Origin of the sequence: Aliidiomarina sedimenti, from assembly GCF_003986955.1 — a bacterium.
GTDB classification, from domain to species: Bacteria; Pseudomonadota; Gammaproteobacteria; order Enterobacterales; family Alteromonadaceae; genus Aliidiomarina; species Aliidiomarina sedimenti.
In genome coordinates this window covers 79,115-104,752 of sequence record NZ_PIPN01000005.1, presented here as the reverse complement: position 1 = coordinate 104,752, position 25,638 = coordinate 79,115, and the positions used below count along the sequence as shown (strand labels likewise).

Here is a 25,638-nt window from a genome sequence, read left to right as displayed (position 1 = left end):
TGAACTTACACTTACTAACCTTACAACTACTACAAGGTTCAGCTTGACATGATTAGCTTCCTGCTGATGCTTAGCATCGTCAGTTACACGATGGCGGTGGTTTTTACCGGCCAGCGTTTTGCTGCATCGCCGCGCTGGGGCCAGCGTCGCATTCAGGTCAGTAGTGCTGTCGCGGTGTTCACCCACGTGTTAAGTATCGCGCTGGTGCTCAATGAAACGGGGTTCCGCCACTTCAATATGGCTGCCACTTTGTTGATCATTGCGGCACTGCTATCTATTTTCAACCTTAGCCGTGGTTTACGGGCCGAAGCCAACCTGCTGCGTCCGGTTATTTTCACCTTTGCTATTTTTAGCCTGCTACTGGTAGCTGTGACGCCGCTGCGCGCAGGCCATGCGATTACCGTGCAACCGGGTGTCACTTTACATATTGGGCTGTCTTTACTGGCATTTAGTATTCTTGCTCTGGCTGCACTGTATTCGTTACAACTGTTGTACCTTAATCGACTGCTTAAGCAGCGCAAAGCGAAGGCGTTAAGTGACAACCTGCCGCCATTGATGACGGTGGAGAATTATTTTTTCCGCCTGCTGACAATAGGGACTGGCGTGCTTACCCTGGCCATTGTCAGCGGATTTTTGTTTGTCGAAAATATGTTCGCACCTGGTCAGTTGCATAAGACCTCACTTAGCCTGGTTGCCTGGCTAACCTTTAACGGTATTCTGGTGGTTCATTACTGGCGCGGACTGCGCGGTAAACCGGCGGTTATTATTACCCTGATTGCCAGCCTGCTACTCATTCTTGCCTATTATGGCAGTCGCTTTGTACGGGACGTTCTTTTGGCTTGAGGTGAGTGCTGCTCACAGCCTTGACTTATTGCATGAACGCCGTACAGTTATTACTCTTTCGAATAGAATAGGAACCCCCCTTGGACGACATATCGACGAGTACGCTTTTTATTATATTAGCCGTACTCATTATTATATCTGCCTATTTTTCCGGCACGGAAACTGGCATGGTCTCGGTCAACCGCTACAAACTTCGCCACCTGGCGCAGAGTGGGGACCGCGGGGCTAAGCGGGTCAGTAAATTACTTGACCGACCTGATCGTCTGATTGGTCTTATTTTAATTGGCAACAACCTGGTTAATATTGCCGCCTCGGCAATCGCCACGATTATCGGTATGCGTCTCTACGGTGACGCCGGTATCGCCTTTGCGACCATAGTGCTGACCCTGGTTATCCTGATCTTCGCTGAAGTAACGCCGAAAACCGTTGCTGCACTGAACCCTGAACGGGTGGCAATGCCAAGTTCGATTCTGATTGCGCTGTTGATGAAAGTTATGCTCCCCTTCGTGATTGCACTAAACTTCATCACTAACAACATGATGAAACTGTTCGGGATGAACCCGAACGAGCAGCAGCGGGATGCACTGAGCGCTGACGAGTTGCGTACTATCGTGAATGAAGCGGGCTCGCTGATTCCAAGTCGTCACCAGGACATGCTGGTCAGTGTGCTCGATCTGGAAAAAGTGACCGTTGATGACATTATGATCCCGCGCAATGAAATCATTGCCATCGATATCAACGATGAATGGCCTGCCATCATGAAGCAGGTGATGAACATGCAACACACCCGGGTATTGCTATTCCGCAGTCAAATAGACGATGCCATCGGCTTCCTCCACGCTCGCGATATGATGCGATTAGTCACCCGCTACCAGGCAGTACCGGATAAAGCCTCTCTGGTGCGCGCTGCACGCGATATATACTTTATTCCTGAAGGTACCCCGCTTAACGTGCAACTGTTGAAGTTTCAGCGTAATAAAGAGCGCATTGGCCTGGTGGTTGACGAATATGGTGATATTCAGGGGCTGGTTACACTGGAAGATATCCTTGAAGAAATTGTTGGTGACTTTACCACTACTATTAGTGGCGTCACGAGTGACCATGTCCAGTTGCAGGCGGATGGAAGCTACCTGATCGAAGGTACTGCTAATCTGCGTGAGCTGAATAAAGATCTGCACTGGAATTTCCCCACTGACGGGCCAAAAACCATTAATGGATTGATCATTGAAGCTTTTGGCGATATTCCGGAAAACCCGATGTGCATCGTGGTGGGTCCGTACCGGATTGAAGTCACTGAGGTCGAAAACAACATGATCAAGACCGTTCGCGTCATGCCCAGTAAACGCAAACGTAAGAAATCAGGCTAAGGGCCTGAGCCGCTAGCCAAAACCCAAGCTTTACCTTGCATTTCACATCAAAATGCGTACAATTGGCGCGCTTCCTGACTTCGGTCGGGAGGCTTTCTTTATCCTTAGAAACATTCATTAACATTGTAGAGGACGGTATGGTAACCATTCGTTTACAACGTGGTGGCGCAAAAAAGCGTCCATTCTACCAAATGGTTGTTACCGACAGCCGCAACGCCCGTGACGGTCGTTTCATCGAGAATGTCGGTTTCTTTAACCCGGTAGCACGTGGTCAGGAAGAAAAATTACGCGTTGATTTAGGGCGTGTGGAGCACTGGGTAGGCCAGGGCGCACAGTTGTCTGAGCGTGTATCAAAATTAGTCAAAGACGCAAACAAAGCAGCTGCGTAACTTTGCTGATTTATTAACGGTTCTGGAGTAAACATGAGCGACAACAACCCAGTCATTTTAGGCACCTTAGGTGCGGTCTATGGCATTAAGGGCTGGTTGAAGGTCATTAGTTTTACGGATCAGGCCGAAGGTATTTTCGAATACCAACCCTGGCTGTTAGGCCAGGAAGGGAATTGGCAGTCTGTTGAGGTCGCGCAATGGCGCTGGCACAACAAAGGGCTAATTGCCAAGTTTGCGACTATTGACGACCGCGACGCTGCACAGCAGTGGGTAGGTCGGCAAATCGCGGTTTCGGCAGATAAACTGCCGGAATTACCGGAAGACGAGTTTTACTGGCGTGACCTGGTCGGGTTGAAAGTGGTTAACACTGAAAACTATGACATGGGCACGGTGAGCCAGATGCTGCCAACGGTATCGAATGATGTCCTGGTGGTGACGGCAAACAGCAATGATGCTTTTGGAAAGCGGGAGCGTTTAATTCCGTTCATTCAGTCACAGTATGTGGTTGCAGTGGATCGTGAAGAAAAACGGATTACCGTGGACTGGCCTGCGGACTTTTAATGGCCGCGGCATTACAGGTTGGGGTGGTTAGTTTATTCCCTGACATGTTTGAAGCAATTACCAGTTACGGCGTGACCCGCCGCGCGGTGGAGCAGGATCTGCTTAGTGTCGAAACGTGGAATCCTCGTGATTTTACCCACGACAAACACCGTACGGTTGATGACCGGCCTTATGGCGGTGGTCCGGGCATGCTGATGATGGTGGAACCGCTCCGTGCGGCCATTGCTGCAGCGAAACAAGGGGTCGGTAAAGGTGCCCGGGTTATTTACCTGTCACCACAAGGGCGCAAGCTTGACCAGCGCGGAGTTCTGGAGCTAAGTCAGTACGATAAACTGGTACTGGTTGCAGGGCGCTACGAAGGCATTGATGAGCGGGTGATTGAATCCGACATTGATGAGGAATGGTCAATTGGCGACTTTGTGTTAAGTGGCGGTGAGTTACCGGCAATGGTGATGATTGATACCCTTGCACGACAAGTGCCGGGCGTATTGGGTCACCAGGCGTCAGCAGCAGAGGATTCGTTTGTTGATGGCTTGCTGGATTGCCCGCATTATACTCGCCCTGAAGTGTTGGATGGTAAACAGGTGCCCTCGGTTTTACTGAGTGGCAACCACGAAAAAATTCGTCAATGGCGAATGCAGCAGGCTCTAGGCAGAACCTGGTTGCGTCGACCAGAACTTTTAAACAACCTAGCTCTGACTGACGAGCAACAGCAATTACTGACCGCCTTCATTGAAGAGCATCAGGATGGCGCTGAGTAACGGGCAGTGTAATTCTAGGAAGAGAGATTATCATGGCTAAAGTTAATCAGAATATTATTAAGCAGCTTGAAGACGAGCAGCTTAAGCAAGATTTACCGGAATTTGCTCCGGGCGACACCGTTGTGGTGAGTGTTAAGGTTAAAGAAGGAACACGCGAGCGTTTGCAGGCCTTTGAAGGTGTTGTAATCCGTAAGCGTAACCGTGGTCTGCACAGTGCATTCACGGTTCGTAAAGTGTCTAACGGTGAAGGTGTTGAGCGTACGTTCCAAACGCACAGCCCACAAGTTGATAGCATTAATGTGAAGCGTCGTGGTGCGGTACGTCGTGCTAAGCTTTACTACTTGCGTGAGCGTTCAGGTAAGTCTGCACGTATCCGCGAGAAGCTGGCGACTAAGTAAGCTTTGTAGCTTACCCGCTAACGTTTTGCAGAAAAGCCCGCTTTGTGCGGGCTTTTTTTATGGGTAAATAATAAGGCCTGTTTAAACCTTTTTGCTTCCGCCTGCGACTAACCAGGTAAAGCAATAAATTAACCAACTATGACTAATTCTGAGAAAGGCTTAATTGAGCAGGCCCAGGCGGGTGATAAAGCGGCGTTTCGTCAGCTTTACGACTGCTATGTCGGCCGGGTATACGCCATTTGCCGTCGCTTATGCAGTGACCGCGGGCGAGCGGAGGAGGCCACTCAGGAGGTTTTTATCAAAGTATGGCGCCAGTTACCGGAATTCTCATTTAACAGCCAGTTTACCACCTGGCTGCACAGTATCGCTAAGCGCACAGCGATTGATATGTGGCGACGGGAGCAGGTACGCCTGGTCGAGGTTGGCGATGAGCATGAAAGCGAAGCCACCGCGGAGGACGCATTCGACAATCAACTCGAGCAAGCGATTCAGCGCTTACCGGCGCAGGCAAAAGCGGTATTTGTGTTAGTTGCCATTGAAGGGCATACCCATCGCGAAGTTGCTGAGTTACTGCACATCGCCGAAGGCAGTAGTAAATCTCATTATTTTCGTGCGCGGCAGTTGCTGAAGGAGGCGTTATCTCATGAGTCATGAAAAAGACCCGGATCTATATTTGGATCAACAGGTCGCCCGCCTGAGTCGGGAGATTACCCCGCAAACTGATTTGTGGGCTCAACTTGAGCCTGAACTCGATCAAGCTCAAGCGCACCAACCTGCGCAGGGGAGGCTTGCTTTTGTTTGGGGTGCTGTGGCCAGTGTTTTGCTGGTTGGTGTCTTACTGGTGGTGACTTATGTGCCGTCGGGGGACCAGCAGCCAGACTTAAGCATTGCAATGGAAGCCTCCGCAGAAGCCGAGGTTATCACTGCCTATGAAACGGCTATCGCTGAGCGGATTCATGTTCTGCAGAGCGCGGACAGCAACTGGGGTGATGTGGAGCATCAGTTAGAGATGTTTCGTTCGGCAGTGGCAGAGATTCGTTTTGCTCTTAGTTTTCAACCACACAACCCGGGATTGCTGCAACAACTCCAGGATGTGTACCAACAACAACTGGCCTGGTTACAGGCCGTATCCAGTTACCACTCAGCAACGCTGAGCTAAGGAGACATTCATGTCTAAAAATATAGCAGTAGCACTGGCAAGCATCATGCTCTTGTTGAGCAGCGTGAGTATGGCCGCTGAGGTTATCAATGAATCTCGTGAGGTCAGTGCGAACGAGCGAATTTACATTAAGAATATGCGCGGTGAAGTTGAAATTATCGCCCATGATCAGGCTACCTTTGAGGTCAGGGGTGAGCTTGATAGCCTGGCTGAGGGCTATAGCTTAGAGTCTGACGATGGCTTTACCAGCTTTGAAGTTCGTATGCCACAACAGGTTCAGGCGGACAGCCGGCAGTCAGGCTCACGATTAACTATTCGTGTCCCTGTGCAGGCTGATGTCCGCTTTGAAGGCGTGAATGCGAATGTTCGCGCGCGGGGTATTGAAGGTGCCAGTTCACTGAGTACAGTCAACGGCGCGGTGCATGGCGAAAACCTGAGTAGTCAGGTCAGTCTGAAAACAGTCAATGGAAATATCCGCAGCGAGAACAATCAGGGACGTATTGAGCTGGGCACGGTGAATGGCGGTATTGAGGACACCAACTCAAGCGGACGGGTTGCGTATCAAACCGTAAACGGCAATATTGAGGTGCAGTCGCAGGCAGAGGAAGTCTCAGTTTCGACGGTCAGTGGTCGGCTGCGACTTGATCTGTCCGATGCCACTGCGATTGATGTGAATACGGTGAGTGGTGGGGCCGAAGTGACACTGGGTGCATCGTCCCCACGTCTGCAGGCTCAGTCAGTCAGCGGTCGGCTTATCTTTAACTTGCCCGCTACGGCGGATGCCCGCTTCAGTGTCAACACCAGTGCTGGCGGTCAGATTAACAATCATCTGTCGGATGACCAGGCTGAACGAGCCACTTATGGGCCAGCCCGCAACTTACGGTTTAGCCTGGGCGACGGGCAGGGGCGAGTGGATGTGAGATCTGTCAGTGGCACCATTGAATTCAGGACCCGCAGCGAATAGCGGTGAAAAAAGCTCTGCTCCGGCAGAGCTTTTTGTTATGGTGAATGGATGCAAGCGATGAAACAGGCTATCAGTGAAATTTTACTGACTCAGGTGCAACCCTTGAGTGAGTTTGAACTGATACGAATATTACAGAATGAACCCTATGAATTACTGAGCGAGCGTGCTCTGCGCGGAAGTCTGAGCTTGTTTCAGACTCATTTTCTGCTCTTTCATTGCCTCTACCTGTTACGTGAACAGTGGCGGGGGGAGGGCTTCTCGGATTTGCGGATTGAGCCGCTTTCGATTGAACTGCAGCCCTTAGCGGATGGACATGATAAAGGACTTCAGTCGACCGACCCTTTAGCCGAGTACTATCTGGATATTAGCCACCTGAAAGAAACCAGTGGTGATGACGTGGAAGCATTGCTGGATGGATTCTGGCGTCGCTTCAGCCATGATGTGGTGAGCGTGAGCGCAGACGAGCGCAGCCAGGCGATGATGATTATGGATGTGCAGACCATGCCGGAAAATGAACGTCAGTTAAAGCGTCTGTATCGGCAGCAGGTGCACCATAAACACCCTGACAAAGGCGGTAGTAGTGATGCCATGCAGTCACTGCAATGGGCCTATGGAGTCCTGCGGCAGGTGTTGCAAAACGGTATACGCAGTTAGTGTTTAAACTTTTGCTTTAATAAAGAGATTGTAACCATGGCAAAACCTTCCCTGGATGCATTGCGTGCCCGGATTGATTCAATTGATAGCGAACTGGTTCGCTTGCTCGCCCAGCGTTTACAGGTCACCGGCGAAATCGGCGAGATTAAATCCCAGTTAGGCCAACCGCTTTATGTGCCTGAACGGGAACGGGTATTGCTCGCCGCCAGACGTGAAGAAGCACGTCAGCAGGGAATTAACCCCCAGTTAGCTGAAGACGTCTTACGACGGGTGATGCGCGAGTCTTACCTGAGCCAGAAAGGTCGCGGTTTTAAAAAAGCACGAGAGGATGATCGCGCTGTAGTGGTCATTGGTGGTCGCGGCCAGCTTGGCTCTCTGTTTGCCCACTGGTTTGAATTATCTGGGTACCCGGTGCATGTGATTGATACCGACAACGCAGAGACATTACCAGACGCGGTTGCAGATGCGGCACTGGTTCTTGTGAGCGTGCCTATTGCCAGTACCGAAGCGGTGATTAGTGGCTTAACCAACTTGCCTCAGGATTGCGTGCTGGCGGATTTAACCTCAGTGAAGTCACGACCACTGCAAGCGATGCTGGCGGCTCACCAGGGGCCCGTGGTTGGCCTGCACCCGATGTTCGGGCCCAATGTATCGAGCATGGCAAAGCAGTTGATTGTAGCCACCGCAGGGCGCCAAGCTGAAACTTATAGCTGGTTAATTACCCAGTTGCAGACCTGGGGCGCACATATTGAGTGGCTGGATGCAACATCTCACGACGAAAGCATGAGCCTGATTCAGGTCATGCGTCACATGAGTACGTTCGCGTATGGTGTTCATCTGATGGAGGAGGATGCCAGCCTGAACCAGTTAAAAACCCTGAGTTCGCCGATTTACCGTCTCGAACTGATGATGGTCGGGCGGCTGTTTGCTCAGTCTCCGGCTTTGTATGCCGATATTATTCTCGACGCTCCGCAGAATTTCGCCATGATCCGGCGCTACCTGCAACGCTTCGCGAATTTACTGGAAGCGCTGGAACAGGGCGGCCGGGACAGTTTTATTGCCGAGTTTAATAAAGTAGCCGACTGGTTTGGCGAGGATGCGGAGGCATTTCTGGCCGAGTCGAGCGCTTTATTGCAACAGGCGGATGATGCAAAAGCACGTTGAAGGTGGCTTCAGTCCGATCTCAATCCGCCTGCTACCTTACAAACTCAGATAATGCTGCATAATCACGTGCAGGCTGTCCGGTGAAACAGGCTTGTGCAATGTTTCGTTCATGCCAGCCATGCGGCATGCATTCAGTTCTGAGACACTTTGATGCCCGGTTAAGGCAATAATGGGGAGATCGCTGAATTGTGCGTCTTCGCGCAATGCCCGGCAAACCTCGGCGCCCGTCATATCTGGCATGTCGTAATCAAGAATAAGCAGCTCGGGTTCACCTTCCCGGGCCAGCTTAAGGGCTTCTTCGCCATTGTTGGCGACCAGTAAATCCAGTGGATACTCATCCAGCATCGCTTTGAGCACTTCAAGGCTGATGAAATCATCATCGGCAATCAACACTGTGTGCATAACAACCTTGCTCGTCGTATAAGTGAACGGCTAGTGTAGCATGCTAACCAAGCCACCAAAATACCCAGACCAGGTTGCCAATAAAAATGGCAAAGCCAATGCCCCCGTTGATGATACGGGGTTTTGCGGTGTCCTTGCTTAGCTTTTTGTTCCCACTGAACATGGGCGTAATCAGATCTTTATTGCGCGCCATATAAATAAATATCGCAATAATATGAACTGCGGTAGCAATCAGGATCCAGTTAAAATTAGCCCCGTGAAAGCGGGTTAGAAGGCGCTGAGTGTCATACTCGACCCAGTTCGCCAGTGGACCCATGAAGAACAGATCATCATTGGTAAACAGCCCACTTACTGCCTGTGCCAGAACCAGCGCCAATAGCAGCAGGATCATGTAGCCACCGGCCGGGTTGTGGCCGGCAAGCTCTGGGTTTCTGCCGCGTATTTCGTCGCGCAGAAAGCGCAACGCGCGTACCGGTCCGCGCACGAAATCGGCGAAACGGGCACTGTCACTGCCGACGACTCCCCACATCAGGCGGCTAATAAGAAGCGCCAGAGTGAACAGCCCCAGCTTGACGTGTATGTCGATGTAATCGATTTTACCGCCGGTAAACCACAGGCCAAGCAGTAATAGCACCAGTATCCAGTGAAAGGCGCGGACGAAACTGTCCCAGACGCGAACTAAGTGGGTCATTGCTAGTCGTCCTGGTTACTCGCGATAGCGGTCATGGCATTGCTGACAGTTGCGTGCAGTGCTCATAAAGGAGCTACGAATGGTACTCATGTCGTGACTGGCGGATGCCTCACTTAATGCTTTGGCATCGCTTTTAAGTTGCTCAATGCGCTGACTGAAATCATCCCAGTTTTCCCATACGGCGGGCAGAGCATCGCCATCACCGCGAAAATTTTCCCCTGCGTCACGGAACCCATCCCAGGGTAAGTGGCTGGCATGATAAAAAGCCTCCGCGCGGGTTTCAAAGGTGGCTGCGTCGTAGTCAATGTCACCCCGAACCATGTCGGCCATGACGGAGAAGTTTTCACGCATCAGCTGGAGTGCTGACTGGCGGTATTCGACGGCTTCCTCTGCTTCGGTAAAGGCAGAGGAATGGGCGCAAAAGCTGAGCGAGCTAATGCCCAACAGAGTGAGCAGGCTAAGCGAGCGGAGCATAGTTGTGTGCATGAGAGCATCCTTTAATTATTTGTAAAGGTTGAAATTTATTTTAGTTTAGAGATTTATCGCGGTTTGTCGAGCAAAGCTGTGGATTTAACTTGCTAAGCGGACGGTTCTCTTGTGCTTCCCGGTTCAGTCGGTTTTAATGCCTACTGGCCTGAACATACACAAAATATAAGTAAATTAGAATATAGGGGATCCACATGAAGGGGAAAGGGCGTCTGGCAAGTTGTTTGCTGGCAGCGTTGGGAACTGTGGTGGTGACAGCGTCAGCTGGCAATACTACACCAGTTCGCGGCCTCCACGACAACAGTCCCACTTTAGTTGCATTGCAAAACGCAACCATCGTGACCGAACCTGGTGAGCAGTTAGACAATGCTACGCTGGTGATCGAAAACGGAAAAATTTCTGCGGTTCAGCGTAACAACCGGGCGCCTCAGGGGGCGCGGGTTATCGATGCAACCGGTTATACCATTTACCCGGGCTTTATTGACCCTTATAGCAATTACGGGGTGACCGAAGCTGAGGCCGCGCAACGCTATACGCGTAGCGAGCCAGCCCAGTACGACAACCAACGCACTGGTGGCAATGCGGCAAATGATGCGATTCATGCTCAACTGCGCTGGGTGGATGGGTTTTCAACCGACTCAGAGCAGGCAGATGATTATCGTGAATTAGGTTTCACGGCGATTCAGAGCGTTCGTATGGATGGCATTTTCCGCGGCCAGGGCACCACTGTTTCGCTTGCCGATGACATTCCAAACCAGGTGGTATACCAGCCTGTCACCCGCCATTTTAGCTCGTTTGATAAAGGCAGCTCGACACAGCAGTATCCGGCCTCGTTGATGGGCAGTGTTGCGTTAATTCGCCAGACCCTGTCTGACGCCCAGTGGTACGCGCAGGCTCAGGGCCGGACTCTGAGTGGCGGTGGTGTACTCGAATACAATGCGGCACTTGCTGCGCTGAGTAATGTGTCTGAGCAGGGGGTTATTTTTGAAACCACCGAAGAGCTCGATATTGCGCGTGCGCACCAGGTATTCAGCGAGTTCGATGTCCCGGTCAGCTATGTTGGGTCGGGCTTTGAATATGCGCGCTTAGCGGATATTGCGGCCACCGGTTCGTCGTTGATTCTGCCATTGAATTACCCGGCGGCACCTGATGTAAGTGCTCAGTATGCTGAGCTGGATGTGTCGGTTGCGGACTTGCGGCATTGGGAACGCGCTCCCGGCAATGCGGCTGCAATGGCCAACGCTGGAGTCGACTTTGCGTTCACCTTGCACGGGCTTGAAAACCGTAGTGATTTTCTGAGCAATGTGCGGCAAGCCATCGATCATGGGTTGCAACCTGACACGGCGCTGGCCGCTTTAACCACGTCGGCTGCACGTATTGCTGGTGTGGAAGACAAGGCTGGCCGCCTGGCACCTGGCTATATGGCCGACTTTGTGGTCAGTCGCGGTGACCTGTTTAGCGACGGTGAAATTGTTTCGGTGTGGACTCAGGGCCAGGAACACGCGCTGAAACCAATGCACCCAACCCGCTTTGCCGGCGAGTTCAGCATTAACGTTGAAGGGCAAAGCTATACACTGACCTTGCAACAACAAGGTGATGTGAAAGGCACACTAGGTGTTGATGACCAGCAGGCTGACGTCACTCATGTAGTGGCCGAGGCGCATCAGCTCAACTTTGTGGTGGACATGCAAGCGTTTGGTGGCAATGGTGTGTACCGTTTTTCGTTAAGTGCCAGCAACCGTGATCAGTTATCCGGTAGTTACACCGATGCAACGGGTCAGGACCATGCTGTGGTCGCCGAGCGCCAGGGCGATCCTGACGAGGAGCAGACATCACCTCGACAGGCTGGCTCACCAGAGTACCGTAGCCAGCTGACCTTGCCGAATATTGGCTTAGGGGTCGATGAACTGCCGGAACAACAGAACCTGATCATTAAAAATGCCACTATCTGGACGTCTGCAGATGCCGGTGTTCTGGAAAACGCGGACATGGTGGTACGTGACGGACGCATCTACAGCGTCGGGCAGAATTTACCAACCCCTCGAGGTTACCTGGAAATCGATGGGACTGGTATGCATGTTACGCCTGGTATTGTCGATGAACATTCCCATATCGCCATTGATCGCGGCGTCAATGAAGGCACTGAAGCAGTCACCTCTGAAGTTCGCATCGGTGATGTGGTAAATCCGGATGATGTTCATATCTACCGTTCTTTAGCTGGTGGCACCACGGTCGCGCATTTATTGCATGGCTCGGCCAACCCCATTGGCGGCCAGGGCCAGACGATTAAGCTGCGCTGGGGAGCGAATGCAGAAGGACTTAAGTTCAGTGAAGCGCCGCCAACCATTAAGATGGCGCTCGGCGAAAACGTGAAACAGAGTAACTGGGGGATTAATAATCACCGTTACCCGCAAACCCGTATGGGTGTTGTCGCAGTTATCCACGATTTCTTCCGCACTGCTGCTGAATACGAGCAGACGCAGCAAGCCTACAACGATATGAGCCGACGTGAGCGTTCACGAACGGCACCACCGCGTCGTAACTATCGCTTAGACGCGTTATTGGAAATTCTGCGCGAGGAACGTCATATTCACGCTCATTCCTATATCGCTTCTGAGGTCTTAGCACTGATGGAAACCGCCGATGAGCTGGGCTTTAGCATTCATACCTTTACCCATATTCTGGAGGGCTATAAAGTCGCCTCGGAAATGGCTGAACATGGTGCCCGCGCATCGACTTTTGCCGACTGGTGGGCATTCAAAGTTGAAGCCTTTGACGCTATTCCTTTCAACGCCTGTGAGATGATGGAACAAGGCGTGCTGACCAGCCTTAACTCAGATAGCAACGATTTGCAGCGCCGAATGAATATCGAAGCCGCGAAATCAGTGCGCTACTGTGGCATGGATGAACAGGAAGCCCTGCGTATGATTACGCTGTATCCGGCCATGCAGCTGGAAATTGACAGTCTGGTCGGGAGTCTTGAAGAAGGTAAGCATGCCGATTTCGTACTCTGGAACAATCATCCGCTGTCAGCGTATGCTCAGGTTCAGCAAACCTGGATTGAAGGTCATAAGTTCTTTGACCGTGAGGCGGATCTTGAGCGCCGTGAGCTGATTCAACAGGAACAGCAAGCATTGATTCAGCAGATCCTCGCCGAAGGCAGCAACGCCAGCCGCGGAGCCAGCAATGGCTATAAGACAGAACAGCCAACCTGGCATTGTGACAGTGAGTACGATGTTTGGTCAGAAACCTTTGCTCATGGCCATCAACATGGAGGACAGCACGAATGAAATATGCATTAACTTTGCTAGCGGCGAGTGTTCTAGCCGCACCGGTGCTGGCTCACAATGTCGCGCCCGGAAGTGCACAGAGCTCACCAGTCTTACTTCAGGGCGGCACCCTGCACACCATAACGGACGGCCGTATTCAGGGCGACTTGTTGTTTGAAGACGGTAAAATCAGCGCCATCGGCAGCAATATCAATCTGCCCGAAGGGACTGAGATCATTAATATTGAGGGGCGCCACGTGTACCCTGGTTTGATTGCGCTGGATACCACGCTGGGGTTAGTTGAAATGGAAGCCGTGCGGGCAACCCGGGATGCCAATGAAATTGGCAATATCACCCCGGAAGTTTCCGCTCATACGGCGTTTAATGCGGACTCCGATATTATCCCAACGGTTCGTTACAATGGTATTACCCACGCTCAGGTGGTGCCGCAAGGCAATCTGGTGCGCGGAAATTCCAGCTTAATGAGTCTGGATGGGTGGAACAACCGTGACAGTCTGGTTGAGTCGGACATTGGTATTCATATCAGCTGGCCTCAGGTTGCTGTTAGTAATTCTCCGTGGGAACAGCGTTCGCCAGAGGAACAGCGCGAAGCACAGGCCGAGATGCGCGATGAACTGGATCGCGTTTTTACCACGGCCAGAGCCTATGCTGACGCTCAGCAAGCGGGTGTTCAGCGACGTCAGGACGTTCGCTGGGAAGGTATGCGGGGCTTGTTTGATGGGTCCAAAACGCTGTTTATTCATGCCGATGACCGCCGTCAAATCACCCAGGCTATCGAGTTTGCGGACGAGCAGGGCATCACTCCGGTGATTATCGGTGGGCGTGACGCCTGGATGATGGGCGAAGAACTTGCTCAGCGCAATATCGCGGTTGTTTTTGGGGATGCTTACGGCTTACCGGCGCGTCAGGATGATGCCTATGATACGGCCTTTGCGACCCCAGCCAAGCTGGCGCAGGCGGGCGTGGAGTTTGCACTTGCTTACCCGGGATTCTGGGACACCCGCAACCTCGCTTTTGCTGCCGGTCATACGGTTGCATTTGGGCTTGATCATGACACCGCCCTCTATTCCATCACCATGGCACCGGCAAAGCTGATGGGGGTTGATGATCGTCTCGGCTCACTGGAAGTGGGTAAAAGTGCCAGCCTGGTGGTGTCAAAAGGGGATATACTCGATCCCTTAGAGCACTCGGTAGATTACATGTTTATTGACGGCCGGGCGGTCGAAATGAGCAGTCGTCAGACTCAGTTATGGGACAAGTATCGCGAGCGTCGTGACTAAGCTCAGTGGTGCATGACTGATAGGTGAAAAATAAAAAGCTGCAGTGTTAAAACTGCAGCTTTTTTGTTTGAGTCTGTGTCGTTTTTATACGCTCAGACTATGCTCAGAGCTCGTCAAGAATACTCGCCAGCAAGGTGCGCAAGGTTTCAGGCTCAAATGGCTTGTCGGTAAGTGCATTGACCCCACTTTGCTCAATCTGCTCCAGTTGAAGCTCGTCGGCACGGGCCGAAACCATCAGGATAGGGACGTGTTGCTGGTTCAGTTCATTGCGCACGGTTTTGGCAAACTCGTCGCCATTCATCTCTGGCATATGATAGTCGGTGACAATGAGGTCGACCGGGTAATCGCGTAATACCTCGATGGCCTGGGCGCCACTCTCTGCTTCAACGATATTCTCAATCCCAATACTACGTACCACGCGGCCCAGGTAATGACGCGAAGTGACGCTGTCATCCACAATCAGCACGCTCAAATCTTCGGTTTCAAAATTACTTAGCTTCAGTGCCTGGGGTTCAATTAAATCAATTGTTGCATTCAAGGCTCGCTTTAAATGCGGGAAAGTGAATGGCTTGGGCAGAATCGCAACGACCCCGAGTTGCTTAAACTGTTCGATGTAGTTGCGTTTGGTTTCACTACTGACCAGCATGAACGGGGTATCACGCAAATGCGGCTGAGAGAACATAAAGTCGAGTATTTTGTCGGCGTCACCATCCTCGAAGTACATCGCGCTTGCCACCAGATCCGGATTCAGGTAACCAAGCTTTTCCTGGGCCTCAGCGATGGTCGCTGCACCGTCAACCTGGCGCACTCCCGCGTCGGCCAGATGGCGTGTAATGACTTTGCGTTGTACCTCGGAAGGTTCAATGAGTAGAATGGACAACTGACTGGCGTTAAACTGAGCCGACATTAAATAATTCCTGCATATGTTGTAGGTCACCAGAGTAAGAAATCACACGGCATTTGACAAGCTGTACTAGGACAAAGGTATGAATTTAAAATTATTTCTGCTGATTACCTTTGTCGCACTGACCTAAATAACGGATGGTAACCAAATGACCCTCTCGACCGAGTACTCTAACGACAACAAGCAATTTGTTATCCACGTCAAAGGCAAATTTGATTTTGGCCTGGTCCAGCAATTCCGACAGTCCTATGCTGAGCTTAAAGACGGCGCTGAGACGGTGGTCGTGGACTTTCGTGAAACCGAATACATCGACAGTTGTGCGCTGGGGATGCTGCTGAATATGCGCAAGTCAGTCGGTGTGGGTGAGAAAAACTTTCATCTGGTTAATTGCCGACCGGAAATCCGTAATATCCTTGAAATAGCCCGTTTCGATAAACTTTTTCATATCGATTGATGATGCGCGTTCTGATTGTCGACGACCAGGCTGCGAACCGGTTGCTGCTAAGCGATATGGTGCGTGGCTTTGGCTACCAGTGCCTGACCGTTAACGACGGCGCTGACGCGCTTGCCGTGTACCCGCGTTTTACCCCAGACCTGGTGCTGCTTGATGTACTTATGCCTGGCCTCAGCGGTTTAGCCACCGCGCCAAAGTTGAAACAGCTGGCGGGGGAAGTCCATTTACCGATCATTTTTATTACCGCACTGGATGAGCAGGAGACTTTGTTACAGTGTCTGGAAGCGGGTGGTGATGACTTTATCAGTAAGCCGTTTGAACCTGTGGTGCTGGAAGCCAAACTACGCGCGCACATGCGGACTCGCGAATTAAGTAGTTCCCTGGCTGAAAAGAATAAAGCGCTGGCGTATCATTCAAGCCGTATCGAACGTGAACACCAAATCGTTGAACATATTTTTCAGAATTCGTTAGCTCATAATTATCTCGATTATCCTAACCTGCATACCTACCTGTCGCCGATGTCGATGTTTAACGGCGATTTGTTACTGGCGGCTCCCGGTCCATTAGGCAACATCTATGTGTTGCTGGGTGATTTTACCGGACACGGATTATCGGCCGCCGTCGGTGCATTGCCGACCTCTCAAACCTTCTTTAGCTTAACTGAGCAGGGTGCTTCGGTCGGTGAGATCGTGCGCGAGATTAACAAGCGGTTGCATCATTTACTGCCTACCGACATGTTCCTTGCGGCATTAGTGGTGGAGCTTTCTGCGTCGGGGGAGCGTGTGAGTTACTGGAACGGCGGCATACCGCCTGCGGTATTGCTGGGTGCTGATCAACGAGCCTGGGCGGCGTTGCAACCGCAGCATCTGGCGCTTGGTATCCTGACTGATAATGAATTTGATAGCCGGGTTTCGTCGTTGCGGGTCAGTCCGGATGATAGCCTGGTTTTATATACCGATGGTTTAACTGAGCTGCCTGCCGAGCAAGGAATGCTCGGCGTGGATGGTGTGCGGGAGCTGCTGCAGGGCTGTACTAACATGGGCGAACTGACTGCTGCAGTGCAGCGTCTTATGATTGGGCGGAAGCAGCGTGATGATGTGTCGATGGCATGGTTGCGCTGTCGGCCGACCGGGCTTAAGCCACGCCAGGACAACACCACACCGTCCGGGATCCCGTTCGAGGTCAAAATACGCCTGCACAGTGAGGACATTCAGCAGCTCGATCCGGTTAACCAGATTGTCCGTGATTTGTCTCATATTCCTGGTTTTGGCTTGGTTAAATCGCAGTTATTTACGGTTCTTCAGGAGGCCTACAGTAACGCGCTGGAACATGGCTTGCTGCAACTTGATTCAAGCCTGAAGAGCACGCCGGAAGGGTTTGAGCAATACTATCAGTTGTACCAGGAGCGTTTACAGGCGTTGCAACACGGGTGGATCGAATTTGGGATTGAGTATTGTCCAGCCAGACGCTATTTGAAACTTAGAGTGACTGATTCAGGTGCCGGGTTCAGCCATGCCGAACTGGTTGCAGAAGAACCTACTGATGATGGTTTTGGACGTGGGTTGCAGCTTATCAGGCAATTAACCAGCGAGCTGTGCTGGAACGATAACGGACGCACCGTCGAGTGCATCCTGCCAATGTAAGCTTAGCCGCCTGCCAGTTTAACCTGATAGCCCTGCTTCTCTAGAAATGCTTTACAGGCATCGCGCTGGTCACCCTGCATTTCGATATCGAAGTCTTTAACACTGCCACCGACGCCGCAGAGCTTTTTTAGCTGTTTGGCGAGTTTCTTTAATTCGTCCTGGGGCAGGGGCAGACCGCGTATAATGGTCACCCCTTTCCCTTTGCGGCCTTTGGTTTCCCGTTGAATACGGACGACCCCGTCACTGGGGCCCACCTGAGGCGCTGCCTCAGGTTGTTCAATACGGCCGCTATCGGTACTGTAAACCAGGCGTGAATCCTTGCTCATGACTTACCATTTTTTCTTCGGTTGGAACAGTTCATCCAGTTCATCGACATCTTTTGCACGCTCTGCCGCATCGCGAGAGTTGGTTTCGCGCAACGAGTCAGTAATTTCCTGTAAGCGTTTTTCAACCCGTGTGGTGTGGTCGACAATGTACTCGTTGGAGTAGCTTTGGTTACGCAGCGTGGATAAGGCTTTCTCATAATACTGACGGGCAGACCCGGTCAGATTGGAATTGAATGCAGCATCGGCGCGCCGCTCAAGGCTTTCTACGTTGATTCTGAGCTGGGTAAATTCGAGCCGGCGATCTTCTTCATGAAAGTGCTTGGAGTCGATGCGGCCCCGGTTGTGTTCGCTTTTTAACACACTCCGCAGCTTCTTCAGCGACTGAATCATGGTGATGATCTGTTTGTCGCCGTCAGGCAGGGCAAAGGTTTCTGTGACCAGAGTATGATCGTCCGGGCGCAGTGTATTCATAATTTCGTCGTACTCGCGCAGACGTTCTTTATAAAGTTCATTTTTAGGCGCAACTTCAGACAGCTTCTGCAGTGCATCACGGGCACGGGCATGCAGAACATAGATCAGACTGCGGCCGACGGGAAACACATTGGCATTGGCAATCAGCGTTTCTGATTCATCCAGAGTGTTACGAAAACGAGCCATTTTTTGTCGGCGTTCCAGCTCCTGTCGCTGGCGGTGCTGTTGGTAAGCATTGACCGCAAAAGCGAGTAAAACGAGAGCGACAATAAGCAATATAATGACGTATAGCATGCGTTGTGCGTTCCTTTCATTTTTTATTAATTTTGACCGCAGGGGCGTATAATAACTGACTTTTTACACTTACGGTAGTTGCAAGGTTAAAATGCCGCCATGCTCAGGCATGCCGTTGTCATCCTGCTGGCTGGCATTACTAAGCTGGATACTACCGGCGACATTATGGCGGGCGTGGCCCTGGGCGATACGCTGGGCGAAATAGAGGCCCAGCCCCGTCCGTCCTGAGCGAATATCCGGCTCCCCTGAGGCCATTTGCGCGAGCACGTCATCAGGGTAGCCGTCGCCGTCGTCCCGCACTGTAATAAGCAGCTGGTTATCCTCTACCGTAGCAGTCAGATGAACACGCTGATTTGCGTAGCGCAGGGCGTTAATCACCACATCCTGCAGCAGGACGTTGATCAGGGTGCGATCCATAAACCAGGTCAAACCAGATTCAACATCTATGCTTAGCTCTACCCGGTGGCGCTGGGCATAAAAACGGCTATCCTCAACTAAATCATCGAAGAGTTCATCGACAAACTGCTCTTCGAGGCTGACAGGCAAGGCGTCATACTCGTTGCGGTACAAGCTCAGTAGCTGAATGAGCCCGGTGTTGAGGCGTTGTGCTTCATACTGAATATCGGCCAAAGAGCGCCCTGCAGGGGTATCGCCCAGCTCTTCGGACACTTCGTTAATATTCTGCAGCAACAGCCAGAGCGAGTTTTTCATGTCATGCACCGCAGCCCCTAAAATAGTGGCGAAGTCGGCTGCCTGGTTGTGATCTTTTAGCATAATGTGCGCGTCCGGGATCAAGGTTTAAAGAATTCTGGTTATGTATCGGCCTGGACAGAGAAAAATACAGTCCATTCAACGCTAATATTTGACACTTTGAATAGATATTGACAATCTTATACGGTTAGAGAATATAGCAAAGGGACCGCCAGCCAGTAGAGGCCTGGCCGGATGCTTTCGCTTGTCGTAGCCAACCCCGCGTCACGGCAGGCTCAATCAAGGCAATGTATATGAAGTTGCAACAATTACGTTACATCGTTGAGGTGGTTAACAATAACCTTAATGTGTCAGCCACCGCTGAGAGTCTGTTCACATCTCAGCCTGGTATTAGTAAACAGGTCCGGATGCTGGAGGATGAACTTGGCATTCAGATCTTTGGCCGCAGTGGGAAGCATCTGACTCACGTCACGCCAGCAGGACAGGACGTGATTGAAATTGCCCAGCATATTCTGTCGAAGGTCGATGCCATTAAGGCGGTCGCCGCAGAACATACCAAACCCGATCAGGGTAAGCTCAATATCGCCACCACGCACACTCAGGCACGCTATGCATTGCCGCCGGTGATCCAGCGTTTTATCAACAAGTACCCTCAGGTCTCGTTGCATATGCATCAGGGATCACCGCAGCAAATTAGTGAAGCAGCGGCAAAAGGAAAGGCGGATTTTGCAATCGCCACCGAAGCGCTGCATCTGTACCATGATTTGATTATGTTGCCGTGCTACCACTGGAACCGTTCGGTGCTGGTGCCTAAAGGGCATCCGTTAACGCAAAAGGCATCGATTAGCATTGAGGATGTTGCCAGCTTTCCACTGGTTACTTATGTGTATGGGTTTACTGGCCGCTCTGAGCTGGATAAAGCTTTTTCCCGCGCTGGCCTGGATCCGCAGATTGTATTTACGGCGACTGATGCGGATGTTATCAAGACCTACGTTCGCATGGGACTCGGCATTGGGGTGGTCGCCAGTATGGCGTATGAAGAGCAGAAAGATGATGACCTGGTAGCGATTCCGGCAGGGCATCTGTTCGACCACTCGACGACGAAGATAGGCTTCCGTAAAGGGACATTTTTACGCAGTTATATGTTTGACTTTATCGAAGGCTTTGCACCGCATCTGACAAAAGAAGTGGTCGAAAAAGCAATGACAATGCGCAGTCACGACGAGCTCGAAGCCATGTTTGCTGACTTCGAGCTGCCGATCTACTGAGGTTGCTGTTTAACACTCCGTAATATTAACGGCGAGGCCGCCACGGGCGGTCTCTTTGTATTTGCTTTTCATGTCGTTACCGGTGTCCCACATAGTTTTAATAACCTTATCCAGCGAGACTTTCTGATCACCGGTTCCGCGCAGCGCCAGACGTGCAGCATTAATGGCTTTCACCGACCCCATCGCATTGCGCTCGATACAAGGTACCTGAACCAGACCGCCGACAGGGTCACAGGTCAAGCCGAGGTTGTGCTCCATACCAATTTCGGCGGCACATTCCACCTGCCGTACGCTGCCACCCATTACCTCAGCGAGAGCCCCGGCTGCCATTGAACAGGCGACCCCAACTTCGCCCTGACAACCGACTTCCGCGCCGGAAATCGAGGCGTTTTTCTTGTACAAAATACCGATAGCCGCCGAGGTCAGCAGGAAGTTGACCACATCATCGTCAGTCAGCGGACGAATAAAGGTGTCGGCATATTTCATCACTGCCGGGATAATACCAGCCGCACCATTGGTGGGTGCGGTCACGATACGGCCACCGGCTGCATTCTCTTCATTGACAGCCAGTGCATAAAGATTTACCCAGTCCATTGCGCCCATTGGGTCATTCTGTTCTTCCGTGCTGAGGCACTGGTGCAGGCCCGGTGCCCGGCGTTTAACTTTGAGCCCACCGGGTAAAATACCTTCGGTACGTATGCCCGTGTCAATGCAGTCCTGCATGGTTTTCCAGATATGCAGCAGGCCTGCGCGAACATCGTCCTCGGCGCGTTCCACTTTTTCATTTGCCATCATCAGCTGACTGATACTAATTGAATGCTGGCTGCATTGTTCGAGCAAGTCCGCGGCTGAGTCGAATGGGTGAGGAATCGGCTTGGTGCTTTGTTCAATGGCTTCTTCCAGTGTTTCATCAAAATCCGCATCGCGGACGATAAAACCACCGCCGATCGAGTAATAGAGATCTTTGTGCAGCAGGTTCTCGTCCTGATAGGCGCGCAGCTCCATAGCATTGGCGTGCTTCGGCATGCTTTTGCGGCGATGGAACACGATTGCGCCCTGACGCGGGAATTTAACCGGATGCTCTCCGAGCAGAGGAAGCTGCTGGCTTTGCTCAACATCGGCAAGGAAATCATCGATTTTACTGGTATCGACGCTTTCGGGCAGTTCACCAGCAAGACCGAGGATGACCGCTTTACCGGTGCCATGGCCTTTACCTGTCTGACCGAGCGATCCAAACAGCTCGACTTCAACCCGGGTGACATTGCTGACCCCGTATTGCTTGTCGACTTCACGCATAAAGTCGTGGGCAGCACGCATAGGCCCAACGGTGTGCGAGCTGGATGGCCCGATACCGACTTTATACATATCAAATACGCTGATCATTCGAAACTCCGTTATTCATATCATTAGCTTAGTATGACGGCTAGTGTGGGGGCGAAGCGAGGCTTATGCAAGCCTCAGTTAAGTGGTCTGTACAGCTTCTGTGTGGTGGGCAGAAGCTGCTCGCTTAAACTCCGCACAATCGCCGCTGTTGCTCCCCAAATCATACGTTCACGCCAGGGAATGAACCACACTCGCTGAACACCGAAGCGTGGCAGTTGATAGGCATAATGCAATTGATGACTGAGCAACTGGTGCAGCGGTACGGTGAAAACTTCTTCAACTTCAGCCGGAGAAGGTTGCCACTGGGGCTGCGTCTTAAGAAAGCCAACATAGGGGCGGATCATAAAACGGCTGATCACCGGCATGTCGGGCAGTTGCCCGATAATTTCTACCTGATCGCGGGGGACCCCGAGCTCTTCTTCGAACTCGCGCAGGGCGGTCACCTGCAATGAACCATCGTCAGCGTCCTGGCGGCCGCCCGGAAAACAAATCTGGCCAGCATGGTGGCGCAGGTGGTCGGTGCGCTTAGTCAATACTACTTCAATGCCCTGAGGCTGTTCGACCAGCGCAATTAATACCGCAGACGGGCGCAAATCGTAATGGATGGGGAGCTCTTTGACAAAGCGCGTGGGGCTTGGCCGACCGAGGTTGAACTGGCGAATAAACTGCTCCCGGGTTTTAATCATCACCGCGACTCACTTGATCAGCCTGACCCATGCTGGTGAGTACAGGGAGAATTCGCTGAACTTTGTCAAAGGTTTCCTGATATTCGTCTTCCGCTACTGAATCCATCACAATTCCGCCACCGGCCCAGCAATGCAGGTGGCCCTGGGCGGCGACTAAGGTTCGGATCGCAATATTGGTATCACTGGAACCATCTTTATTAATATAGCCGATACTACCGCAGTACACACTGCGTCGGTGCGGTTCGAGCGAGTCAATAATCCGCATGGCGCTGATTTTCGGTGCACCGGTAATCGAGCCGCCAGGAAACGCCGCACGCAGCAACTCGATGCTTTGCTGGGGGGTCGCAAGTTGGCCGACGACTGTGCTAACCAGATGGTGCACCGCATTGAAACTCTCGATAGCAAACAAAGCCGGCACTTTGACGCTGCCTGGGAGACAGGTTCGACTTAAATCATTGCGCAGCAGATCAACGATCATCAGGTTTTCGGCCTGGTCTTTGGCCGAGCTCGCGAGCTGTTGCCGTTGCAGGGTATCAGTCTGCGGGTCATCACTGCGCGGTCGCGTTCCTTTAATAGGCTTTGTTTGCACCGCGCCGGTGGCATCGGTCTGTAAAAATCGTTCAGGTGACAGACTTAATATGGCTCCGTCAGGCAGGCGCATAAAAGCAGAAAAAGGTGCCCGGTTTGCCTCACGAAGTGCTCTGTAAGCAAGCCATTCATCACCCTGATAGCTGGTACTGAAGCGTTGCGCGAGGTTTACCTGGTAGCAGTTTCCGGCCCGCAGGTGCTGATGGATATGCTTAATTTTTGCAAGGTAGGCAGGTTTAGTCATGTTGCTCTGCCAGGCCCCGCAAAGGGAAAAATCAAATTGCCCCAGTGCATGTGGAGGCTTCCAGAACGCCTCGTAGTGCTCAAGTTGGTCGGCGGGGGCAAGGACAAAACTGCGCTGTTCCTGATGGTCGATAATTAATGCGTGCTGATAAAAACCCAGGGCGATATCAGGCAGATTAATATCACTGCTTGCAGGCCCTGCGTCCGGGCTGTCAATGGACTCCAGTAAACGACCGAGATCGTATGCAAAGTAGCCGGCAGCGCCGCCAGTAAATGGCAAGTCGTGCTCGCCCTTATAGTCCGCCTGAGCCGAGAGTTGCTGTTGCAGTTCCTCGAATGGATCCAGCCCTTGCTGACGCAGCTCTGCAACCGATGCGCTGAGTTGCTGCAGCGGTTGGCGCAGCAGAATGTCGTAGCGACTATTGGGGTGAACACTGGCTGACGAGTCAAGTAGCAACGCCCAGGGTTCGCGACTGAACGGGGTGAACAGAGCCAGTGTATCGGACCAGTCGGAGTACGGAACTTCGCGACTGAGTACTACATTGGGTGACGATGACAGAGGCATTTAACAAGGTCTCTAACTGGCAGCTTGAAGGTAAACAGAGTATCATAACCGCCGCTTAAGAATCACGTTTCCTGGTTTGCGCCGGGCAACCATTGTAGCCGGACTAGAGGTAATTATGTCGACCCAAGCTATGTCAGCAAAATCTGAGTCAAGCAACACCAAGCCAGTGATAAAACAGCAGGATTTTATTGAAAGCATTGCAGATGCGCTGCAGTTTATTTCGTACTATCACCCGCTGGATTTTGTCCAGGCGCTGGCGGACGCCTATGAACGCGAGCAAAGTGAAGCGGCCAAACATGCGATCGCGCAGATGCTGCAGAATTCACGCATGTCAGCCCAGGGACACCGCCCAATTTGTCAGGACACCGGAATTGTGACCTGTTTTGTCAAAGTCGGAATGGATGTGCAGTGGGATAAAACGGATATGACAGTGCAGGAAATGGTCGATGAAGGCACCCGTCGCGCGTATCTGAACCCGGATAACCCATTACGCGCTTCGATCGTCGCTGACCCTGCTGGAACACGCAAGAACACCGGTGACAACACGCCTGCGGTGGTGCACCTGGACATGGTCCACGGGGCAAAGGTGGATGTCATGATCGCGGCCAAAGGTGGCGGATCTGAGAACAAATCGAAAATGGTGATGCTGAATCCGAGTGACTCGGTTGCTGACTGGGTGGTTGAAACACTGCCGAAGATGGGCGCAGGCTGGTGCCCGCCAGGTATGATTGGTCTCGGCATTGGCGGTACGGCGGAAAAATCCGCGGTGTTAGCCAAGGAGTCGCTAATGGACCCGGTGGATATTCACGAACTTATTGAGCGAGGCCCTCAGAACGCGGAAGAAGAACTGCGTCTGGAAATCTTTGAACGGGTTAACAAGCTGGGTATTGGTGCTCAGGGTCTCGGCGGACTTACCACAGTGGTCGATGTAAAAATTAACTCGCTGCCAACCCATGCGGCATCGAAGCCGGTCACTCTGATCCCAAATTGCGCGGCGACGCGGCATGTGCACTTTACCCTTGATGGCTCGGGACCTGCCGATTTGCAGCCGCCGAAACTAGAAGACTGGCCGGATATTACCTTTGAAGTGGGTGAAAATGTTCGTCGGGTGAACCTGGATGAGCTTAAAAAAGACGATGTTCTTGACTGGAAAATGGGTGAAACCGTACTTCTGAGCGGCAAGTTGTTAACCGGGCGTGACGCCGCACATAAGCGAATCGCCGACATGCTAAGCAAAGGTGAACCGCTTCCCGTCGACTTTACCGATAAGTTTATTTACTACGTAGGGCCTGTCGATCCGGTTGGCGACGAGGCAGTCGGGCCGGCCGGGCCGACCACAGCCACGCGCATGGACAAGTTCACTGATACCATGCTCGAGCAGACCGGCATTATTGGTATGATCGGCAAAGCAGAGCGCGGCCAGAAGACAGTCGATAGCATTGCGCAACACAAGGCTGTCTACCTGATGGCGGTCGGCGGTGCGGCTTATCTGGTGGCCAAAGCGGTGAAGAAAGCCAAGGTTGTGGCCTTTGATGATCTGGGGATGGAAGCTATCTACGAGTTTGAAGTCGAAGACATGCCGGTGACGGTTGCGGTGGATGCGCAAGGGAACAATGCGCATCAGGCTGGCCCGGCGACATGGGCGGTTAAGATCGCTGAAGCCGATGCCTTTCCAGGCTAAGCGTAGCTGGGA

General features: G+C 52.1%; 27 protein-coding genes. 17 read left to right on the top strand and 10 right to left on the bottom strand.

Annotation, left to right across the window (positions count from 1 at the left end; all coding sequences use genetic code 11):
* The first annotated feature begins 48 nt into the window (after positions 1–48).
* From CWE12_RS11155 to tyrA, 11 genes are all read left to right on the top strand, one after another.
* Positions 49–843: a cytochrome C assembly family protein gene (locus CWE12_RS11155; protein WP_126789798.1), complete on the top strand. Its 795-nt coding sequence runs from the start codon at positions 49–51 to the stop codon at positions 841–843.
* A gap of 80 nt (positions 844–923) precedes the next feature.
* Positions 924–2,210: an HlyC/CorC family transporter gene (locus tag CWE12_RS11150; RefSeq protein ID WP_126789797.1), complete on the top strand. Its 1,287-nt coding sequence runs from the start codon at positions 924–926 to the stop codon at positions 2,208–2,210.
* Positions 2,211–2,347: 137 nt separating this feature from the next.
* Positions 2,348–2,599, top strand: coding sequence for a 30S ribosomal protein S16 (gene rpsP / locus CWE12_RS11145; RefSeq protein ID WP_126789796.1), 252 nt, complete (start codon positions 2,348–2,350; stop codon positions 2,597–2,599).
* A 33-nt stretch (positions 2,600–2,632) separates the two neighbouring features.
* The gene (rimM, locus tag CWE12_RS11140; protein WP_126789795.1) at positions 2,633–3,160 is read left to right on the top strand and encodes a ribosome maturation factor RimM; all 528 of its coding nucleotides are present in this window, start codon (positions 2,633–2,635) and stop codon (positions 3,158–3,160) included.
* Positions 3,160–3,921, top strand: a complete 762-nt coding sequence (gene trmD / locus CWE12_RS11135; RefSeq protein ID WP_126789794.1) for a tRNA (guanosine(37)-N1)-methyltransferase TrmD — start codon at positions 3,160–3,162, stop codon at positions 3,919–3,921. The genes rimM and trmD overlap by 1 nt, the downstream gene beginning before the upstream one ends.
* A 32-nt stretch (positions 3,922–3,953) precedes the next feature.
* The gene (gene rplS / locus CWE12_RS11130) at positions 3,954–4,319 is read left to right on the top strand and encodes a 50S ribosomal protein L19 (protein WP_126789793.1); all 366 of its coding nucleotides are present in this window, start codon (positions 3,954–3,956) and stop codon (positions 4,317–4,319) included.
* A gap of 138 nt (positions 4,320–4,457) precedes the next feature.
* Positions 4,458–4,973 carry an RNA polymerase sigma factor gene (locus tag CWE12_RS11125; RefSeq protein WP_126789792.1) on the top strand — a complete coding sequence of 172 codons (516 nt, stop codon included), beginning with the start codon at positions 4,458–4,460 and terminating at the stop codon, positions 4,971–4,973.
* Positions 4,963–5,478 (top strand): hypothetical protein, encoded by a 516-nt coding sequence (locus CWE12_RS11120; RefSeq protein WP_126789791.1) that lies wholly within the window; start codon positions 4,963–4,965, stop codon positions 5,476–5,478. Before CWE12_RS11125 ends, CWE12_RS11120 begins: the two co-directional genes overlap by 11 nt.
* A 10-nt stretch (positions 5,479–5,488) precedes the next feature.
* A complete protein-coding gene (locus CWE12_RS11115; protein ID WP_126789790.1) occupies positions 5,489–6,442 on the top strand; it encodes a DUF4097 family beta strand repeat-containing protein in 954 nt (317 codons plus the stop codon).
* A gap of 48 nt (positions 6,443–6,490) precedes the next feature.
* Positions 6,491–7,096: a DNA-J related domain-containing protein gene (locus tag CWE12_RS11110; protein WP_126789789.1), complete on the top strand. Its 606-nt coding sequence runs from the start codon at positions 6,491–6,493 to the stop codon at positions 7,094–7,096.
* A gap of 36 nt (positions 7,097–7,132) precedes the next feature.
* A complete protein-coding gene (gene tyrA, locus CWE12_RS11105; RefSeq protein ID WP_126789788.1) occupies positions 7,133–8,260 on the top strand; it encodes a bifunctional chorismate mutase/prephenate dehydrogenase in 1,128 nt (375 codons plus the stop codon).
* A 36-nt stretch (positions 8,261–8,296) separates the two neighbouring features.
* Here the strand turns inward: tyrA and CWE12_RS11100 are convergent, their stop codons facing one another.
* From CWE12_RS11100 to CWE12_RS11090, 3 genes are read right to left on the bottom strand one after another with little or no spacing between them, the layout of a single operon-like run.
* Positions 8,297–8,662, bottom strand: coding sequence for a response regulator (locus CWE12_RS11100; protein WP_126789787.1), 366 nt, complete (start codon positions 8,660–8,662; stop codon positions 8,297–8,299).
* Between the two features lie 43 nt (positions 8,663–8,705).
* Positions 8,706–9,353: a cytochrome b/b6 domain-containing protein gene (locus CWE12_RS11095; RefSeq protein ID WP_126789786.1), complete on the bottom strand. Its 648-nt coding sequence runs from the start codon at positions 9,351–9,353 to the stop codon at positions 8,706–8,708.
* Positions 9,354–9,368: 15 nt separating this feature from the next.
* Positions 9,369–9,839: a c-type cytochrome gene (locus CWE12_RS11090; protein WP_126789785.1), complete on the bottom strand. Its 471-nt coding sequence runs from the start codon at positions 9,837–9,839 to the stop codon at positions 9,369–9,371.
* A 194-nt stretch (positions 9,840–10,033) separates the two neighbouring features.
* Between CWE12_RS11090 and CWE12_RS11085 the strand changes: the two genes are divergently transcribed.
* Positions 10,034–13,129, top strand: a complete 3,096-nt coding sequence (locus CWE12_RS11085) for an amidohydrolase family protein (RefSeq protein WP_126789784.1) — start codon at positions 10,034–10,036, stop codon at positions 13,127–13,129.
* Positions 13,126–14,409: an amidohydrolase family protein gene (locus tag CWE12_RS11080; protein ID WP_126789783.1), complete on the top strand. Its 1,284-nt coding sequence runs from the start codon at positions 13,126–13,128 to the stop codon at positions 14,407–14,409. Before CWE12_RS11085 ends, CWE12_RS11080 begins: the two co-directional genes overlap by 4 nt.
* A 103-nt stretch (positions 14,410–14,512) precedes the next feature.
* Here the strand turns inward: CWE12_RS11080 and CWE12_RS11075 are convergent, their stop codons facing one another.
* A complete protein-coding gene (locus CWE12_RS11075; RefSeq protein WP_126789782.1) occupies positions 14,513–15,316 on the bottom strand; it encodes a response regulator in 804 nt (267 codons plus the stop codon).
* Positions 15,317–15,461: 145 nt separating this feature from the next.
* Between CWE12_RS11075 and CWE12_RS11070 the strand changes: the two genes are divergently transcribed.
* Together CWE12_RS11070 and CWE12_RS11065 are read left to right on the top strand one after the other, a co-directional pair.
* Positions 15,462–15,767: an STAS domain-containing protein gene (locus CWE12_RS11070; RefSeq protein ID WP_126789781.1), complete on the top strand. Its 306-nt coding sequence runs from the start codon at positions 15,462–15,464 to the stop codon at positions 15,765–15,767.
* A 2-nt stretch (positions 15,768–15,769) separates the two neighbouring features.
* Positions 15,770–17,410 (top strand): ATP-binding SpoIIE family protein phosphatase, encoded by a 1,641-nt coding sequence (locus CWE12_RS11065; RefSeq protein ID WP_198675744.1) that lies wholly within the window; start codon positions 15,770–15,772, stop codon positions 17,408–17,410.
* A gap of 2 nt (positions 17,411–17,412) precedes the next feature.
* On the opposite strand, the gene yciH is transcribed toward CWE12_RS11065, so the two are convergent.
* The 3 genes from yciH to CWE12_RS11050 all read right to left on the bottom strand — a co-directional run bounded on the left by yciH (position 17,413) and on the right by CWE12_RS11050 (position 19,275).
* The gene (gene yciH, locus CWE12_RS11060; RefSeq protein ID WP_126789779.1) at positions 17,413–17,736 is read right to left on the bottom strand and encodes a stress response translation initiation inhibitor YciH; all 324 of its coding nucleotides are present in this window, start codon (positions 17,734–17,736) and stop codon (positions 17,413–17,415) included.
* 3 nt (positions 17,737–17,739) lie between these two features.
* The gene (locus CWE12_RS11055) at positions 17,740–18,501 is read right to left on the bottom strand and encodes a hypothetical protein (protein ID WP_126789778.1); all 762 of its coding nucleotides are present in this window, start codon (positions 18,499–18,501) and stop codon (positions 17,740–17,742) included.
* 69 nt (positions 18,502–18,570) lie between these two features.
* Complete coding sequence (locus tag CWE12_RS11050) at positions 18,571–19,275, bottom strand: sensor histidine kinase (RefSeq protein ID WP_126789777.1); 705 nt, start codon at positions 19,273–19,275, stop codon at positions 18,571–18,573.
* 230 nt (positions 19,276–19,505) lie between these two features.
* On the opposite strand from CWE12_RS11050, the gene cysB reads away from it, so the two are divergent.
* Positions 19,506–20,480, top strand: coding sequence for an HTH-type transcriptional regulator CysB (gene cysB / locus CWE12_RS11045; protein ID WP_126789776.1), 975 nt, complete (start codon positions 19,506–19,508; stop codon positions 20,478–20,480).
* 9 nt (positions 20,481–20,489) lie between these two features.
* On the opposite strand, the gene CWE12_RS11040 is transcribed toward cysB, so the two are convergent.
* The 3 genes from CWE12_RS11040 to pabB all read right to left on the bottom strand — a co-directional run bounded on the left by CWE12_RS11040 (position 20,490) and on the right by pabB (position 23,945).
* Positions 20,490–21,863, bottom strand: a complete 1,374-nt coding sequence (locus tag CWE12_RS11040) for an L-serine ammonia-lyase (protein WP_126789775.1) — start codon at positions 21,861–21,863, stop codon at positions 20,490–20,492.
* A 74-nt stretch (positions 21,864–21,937) separates the two neighbouring features.
* The gene (locus CWE12_RS11035; RefSeq protein ID WP_241984198.1) at positions 21,938–22,549 is read right to left on the bottom strand and encodes a CoA pyrophosphatase; all 612 of its coding nucleotides are present in this window, start codon (positions 22,547–22,549) and stop codon (positions 21,938–21,940) included.
* Complete coding sequence (gene pabB, locus CWE12_RS11030) at positions 22,542–23,945, bottom strand: aminodeoxychorismate synthase component I (protein WP_126789773.1); 1,404 nt, start codon at positions 23,943–23,945, stop codon at positions 22,542–22,544. The genes CWE12_RS11035 and pabB overlap by 8 nt, the downstream gene beginning before the upstream one ends.
* Before the next feature lie 115 nt (positions 23,946–24,060).
* Here pabB and CWE12_RS11025 point away from each other — a divergent pair, with 115 nt between their 5' ends.
* Positions 24,061–25,626 (top strand): fumarate hydratase, encoded by a 1,566-nt coding sequence (locus CWE12_RS11025; RefSeq protein ID WP_241984197.1) that lies wholly within the window; start codon positions 24,061–24,063, stop codon positions 25,624–25,626.
* The last annotated feature ends 12 nt before the right edge of the window (positions 25,627–25,638 follow it).

What these genes read in the sequence shown, in the direction of transcription:
- CWE12_RS11155 (WP_126789798.1), top strand. Translation starts at nt 49, where the DNA reads ATGATTAGCTTCCTGCTGATGCTTAGCATCGTCAGTTACACGATGGCG.
- rpsP (WP_126789796.1), top strand. Translation starts at nt 2,348, where the DNA reads ATGGTAACCATTCGTTTACAACGTGGTGGCGCAAAAAAGCGTCCATTC.
- rimM (WP_126789795.1), top strand. Translation starts at nt 2,633, where the DNA reads ATGAGCGACAACAACCCAGTCATTTTAGGCACCTTAGGTGCGGTCTAT.
- trmD (WP_126789794.1), top strand. Translation starts at nt 3,160, where the DNA reads ATGGCCGCGGCATTACAGGTTGGGGTGGTTAGTTTATTCCCTGACATG.
- rplS (WP_126789793.1), top strand. Translation starts at nt 3,954, where the DNA reads ATGGCTAAAGTTAATCAGAATATTATTAAGCAGCTTGAAGACGAGCAG.
- CWE12_RS11125 (WP_126789792.1), top strand. Translation starts at nt 4,458, where the DNA reads ATGACTAATTCTGAGAAAGGCTTAATTGAGCAGGCCCAGGCGGGTGAT.
- CWE12_RS11120 (WP_126789791.1), top strand. Translation starts at nt 4,963, where the DNA reads ATGAGTCATGAAAAAGACCCGGATCTATATTTGGATCAACAGGTCGCC.
- CWE12_RS11115 (WP_126789790.1), top strand. Translation starts at nt 5,489, where the DNA reads ATGTCTAAAAATATAGCAGTAGCACTGGCAAGCATCATGCTCTTGTTG.
- CWE12_RS11110 (WP_126789789.1), top strand. Translation starts at nt 6,491, where the DNA reads ATGCAAGCGATGAAACAGGCTATCAGTGAAATTTTACTGACTCAGGTG.
- tyrA (WP_126789788.1), top strand. Translation starts at nt 7,133, where the DNA reads ATGGCAAAACCTTCCCTGGATGCATTGCGTGCCCGGATTGATTCAATT.
- CWE12_RS11100 (WP_126789787.1), bottom strand. Translation starts at nt 8,662, where the DNA reads ATGCACACAGTGTTGATTGCCGATGATGATTTCATCAGCCTTGAAGTG.
- CWE12_RS11095 (WP_126789786.1), bottom strand. Translation starts at nt 9,353, where the DNA reads ATGACCCACTTAGTTCGCGTCTGGGACAGTTTCGTCCGCGCCTTTCAC.
- CWE12_RS11090 (WP_126789785.1), bottom strand. Translation starts at nt 9,839, where the DNA reads ATGCACACAACTATGCTCCGCTCGCTTAGCCTGCTCACTCTGTTGGGC.
- CWE12_RS11085 (WP_126789784.1), top strand. Translation starts at nt 10,034, where the DNA reads ATGAAGGGGAAAGGGCGTCTGGCAAGTTGTTTGCTGGCAGCGTTGGGA.
- CWE12_RS11080 (WP_126789783.1), top strand. Translation starts at nt 13,126, where the DNA reads ATGAAATATGCATTAACTTTGCTAGCGGCGAGTGTTCTAGCCGCACCG.
- CWE12_RS11075 (WP_126789782.1), bottom strand. Translation starts at nt 15,316, where the DNA reads ATGTCGGCTCAGTTTAACGCCAGTCAGTTGTCCATTCTACTCATTGAA.
- CWE12_RS11070 (WP_126789781.1), top strand. Translation starts at nt 15,462, where the DNA reads ATGACCCTCTCGACCGAGTACTCTAACGACAACAAGCAATTTGTTATC.
- CWE12_RS11065 (WP_198675744.1), top strand. Translation starts at nt 15,770, where the DNA reads ATGCGCGTTCTGATTGTCGACGACCAGGCTGCGAACCGGTTGCTGCTA.
- yciH (WP_126789779.1), bottom strand. Translation starts at nt 17,736, where the DNA reads ATGAGCAAGGATTCACGCCTGGTTTACAGTACCGATAGCGGCCGTATT.
- CWE12_RS11055 (WP_126789778.1), bottom strand. Translation starts at nt 18,501, where the DNA reads ATGCTATACGTCATTATATTGCTTATTGTCGCTCTCGTTTTACTCGCT.
- CWE12_RS11050 (WP_126789777.1), bottom strand. Translation starts at nt 19,275, where the DNA reads ATGCTAAAAGATCACAACCAGGCAGCCGACTTCGCCACTATTTTAGGG.
- cysB (WP_126789776.1), top strand. Translation starts at nt 19,506, where the DNA reads ATGAAGTTGCAACAATTACGTTACATCGTTGAGGTGGTTAACAATAAC.
- CWE12_RS11040 (WP_126789775.1), bottom strand. Translation starts at nt 21,863, where the DNA reads ATGATCAGCGTATTTGATATGTATAAAGTCGGTATCGGGCCATCCAGC.
- CWE12_RS11035 (WP_241984198.1), bottom strand. Translation starts at nt 22,549, where the DNA reads ATGATTAAAACCCGGGAGCAGTTTATTCGCCAGTTCAACCTCGGTCGG.
- pabB (WP_126789773.1), bottom strand. Translation starts at nt 23,945, where the DNA reads ATGCCTCTGTCATCGTCACCCAATGTAGTACTCAGTCGCGAAGTTCCG.
- CWE12_RS11025 (WP_241984197.1), top strand. Translation starts at nt 24,061, where the DNA reads ATGTCGACCCAAGCTATGTCAGCAAAATCTGAGTCAAGCAACACCAAG.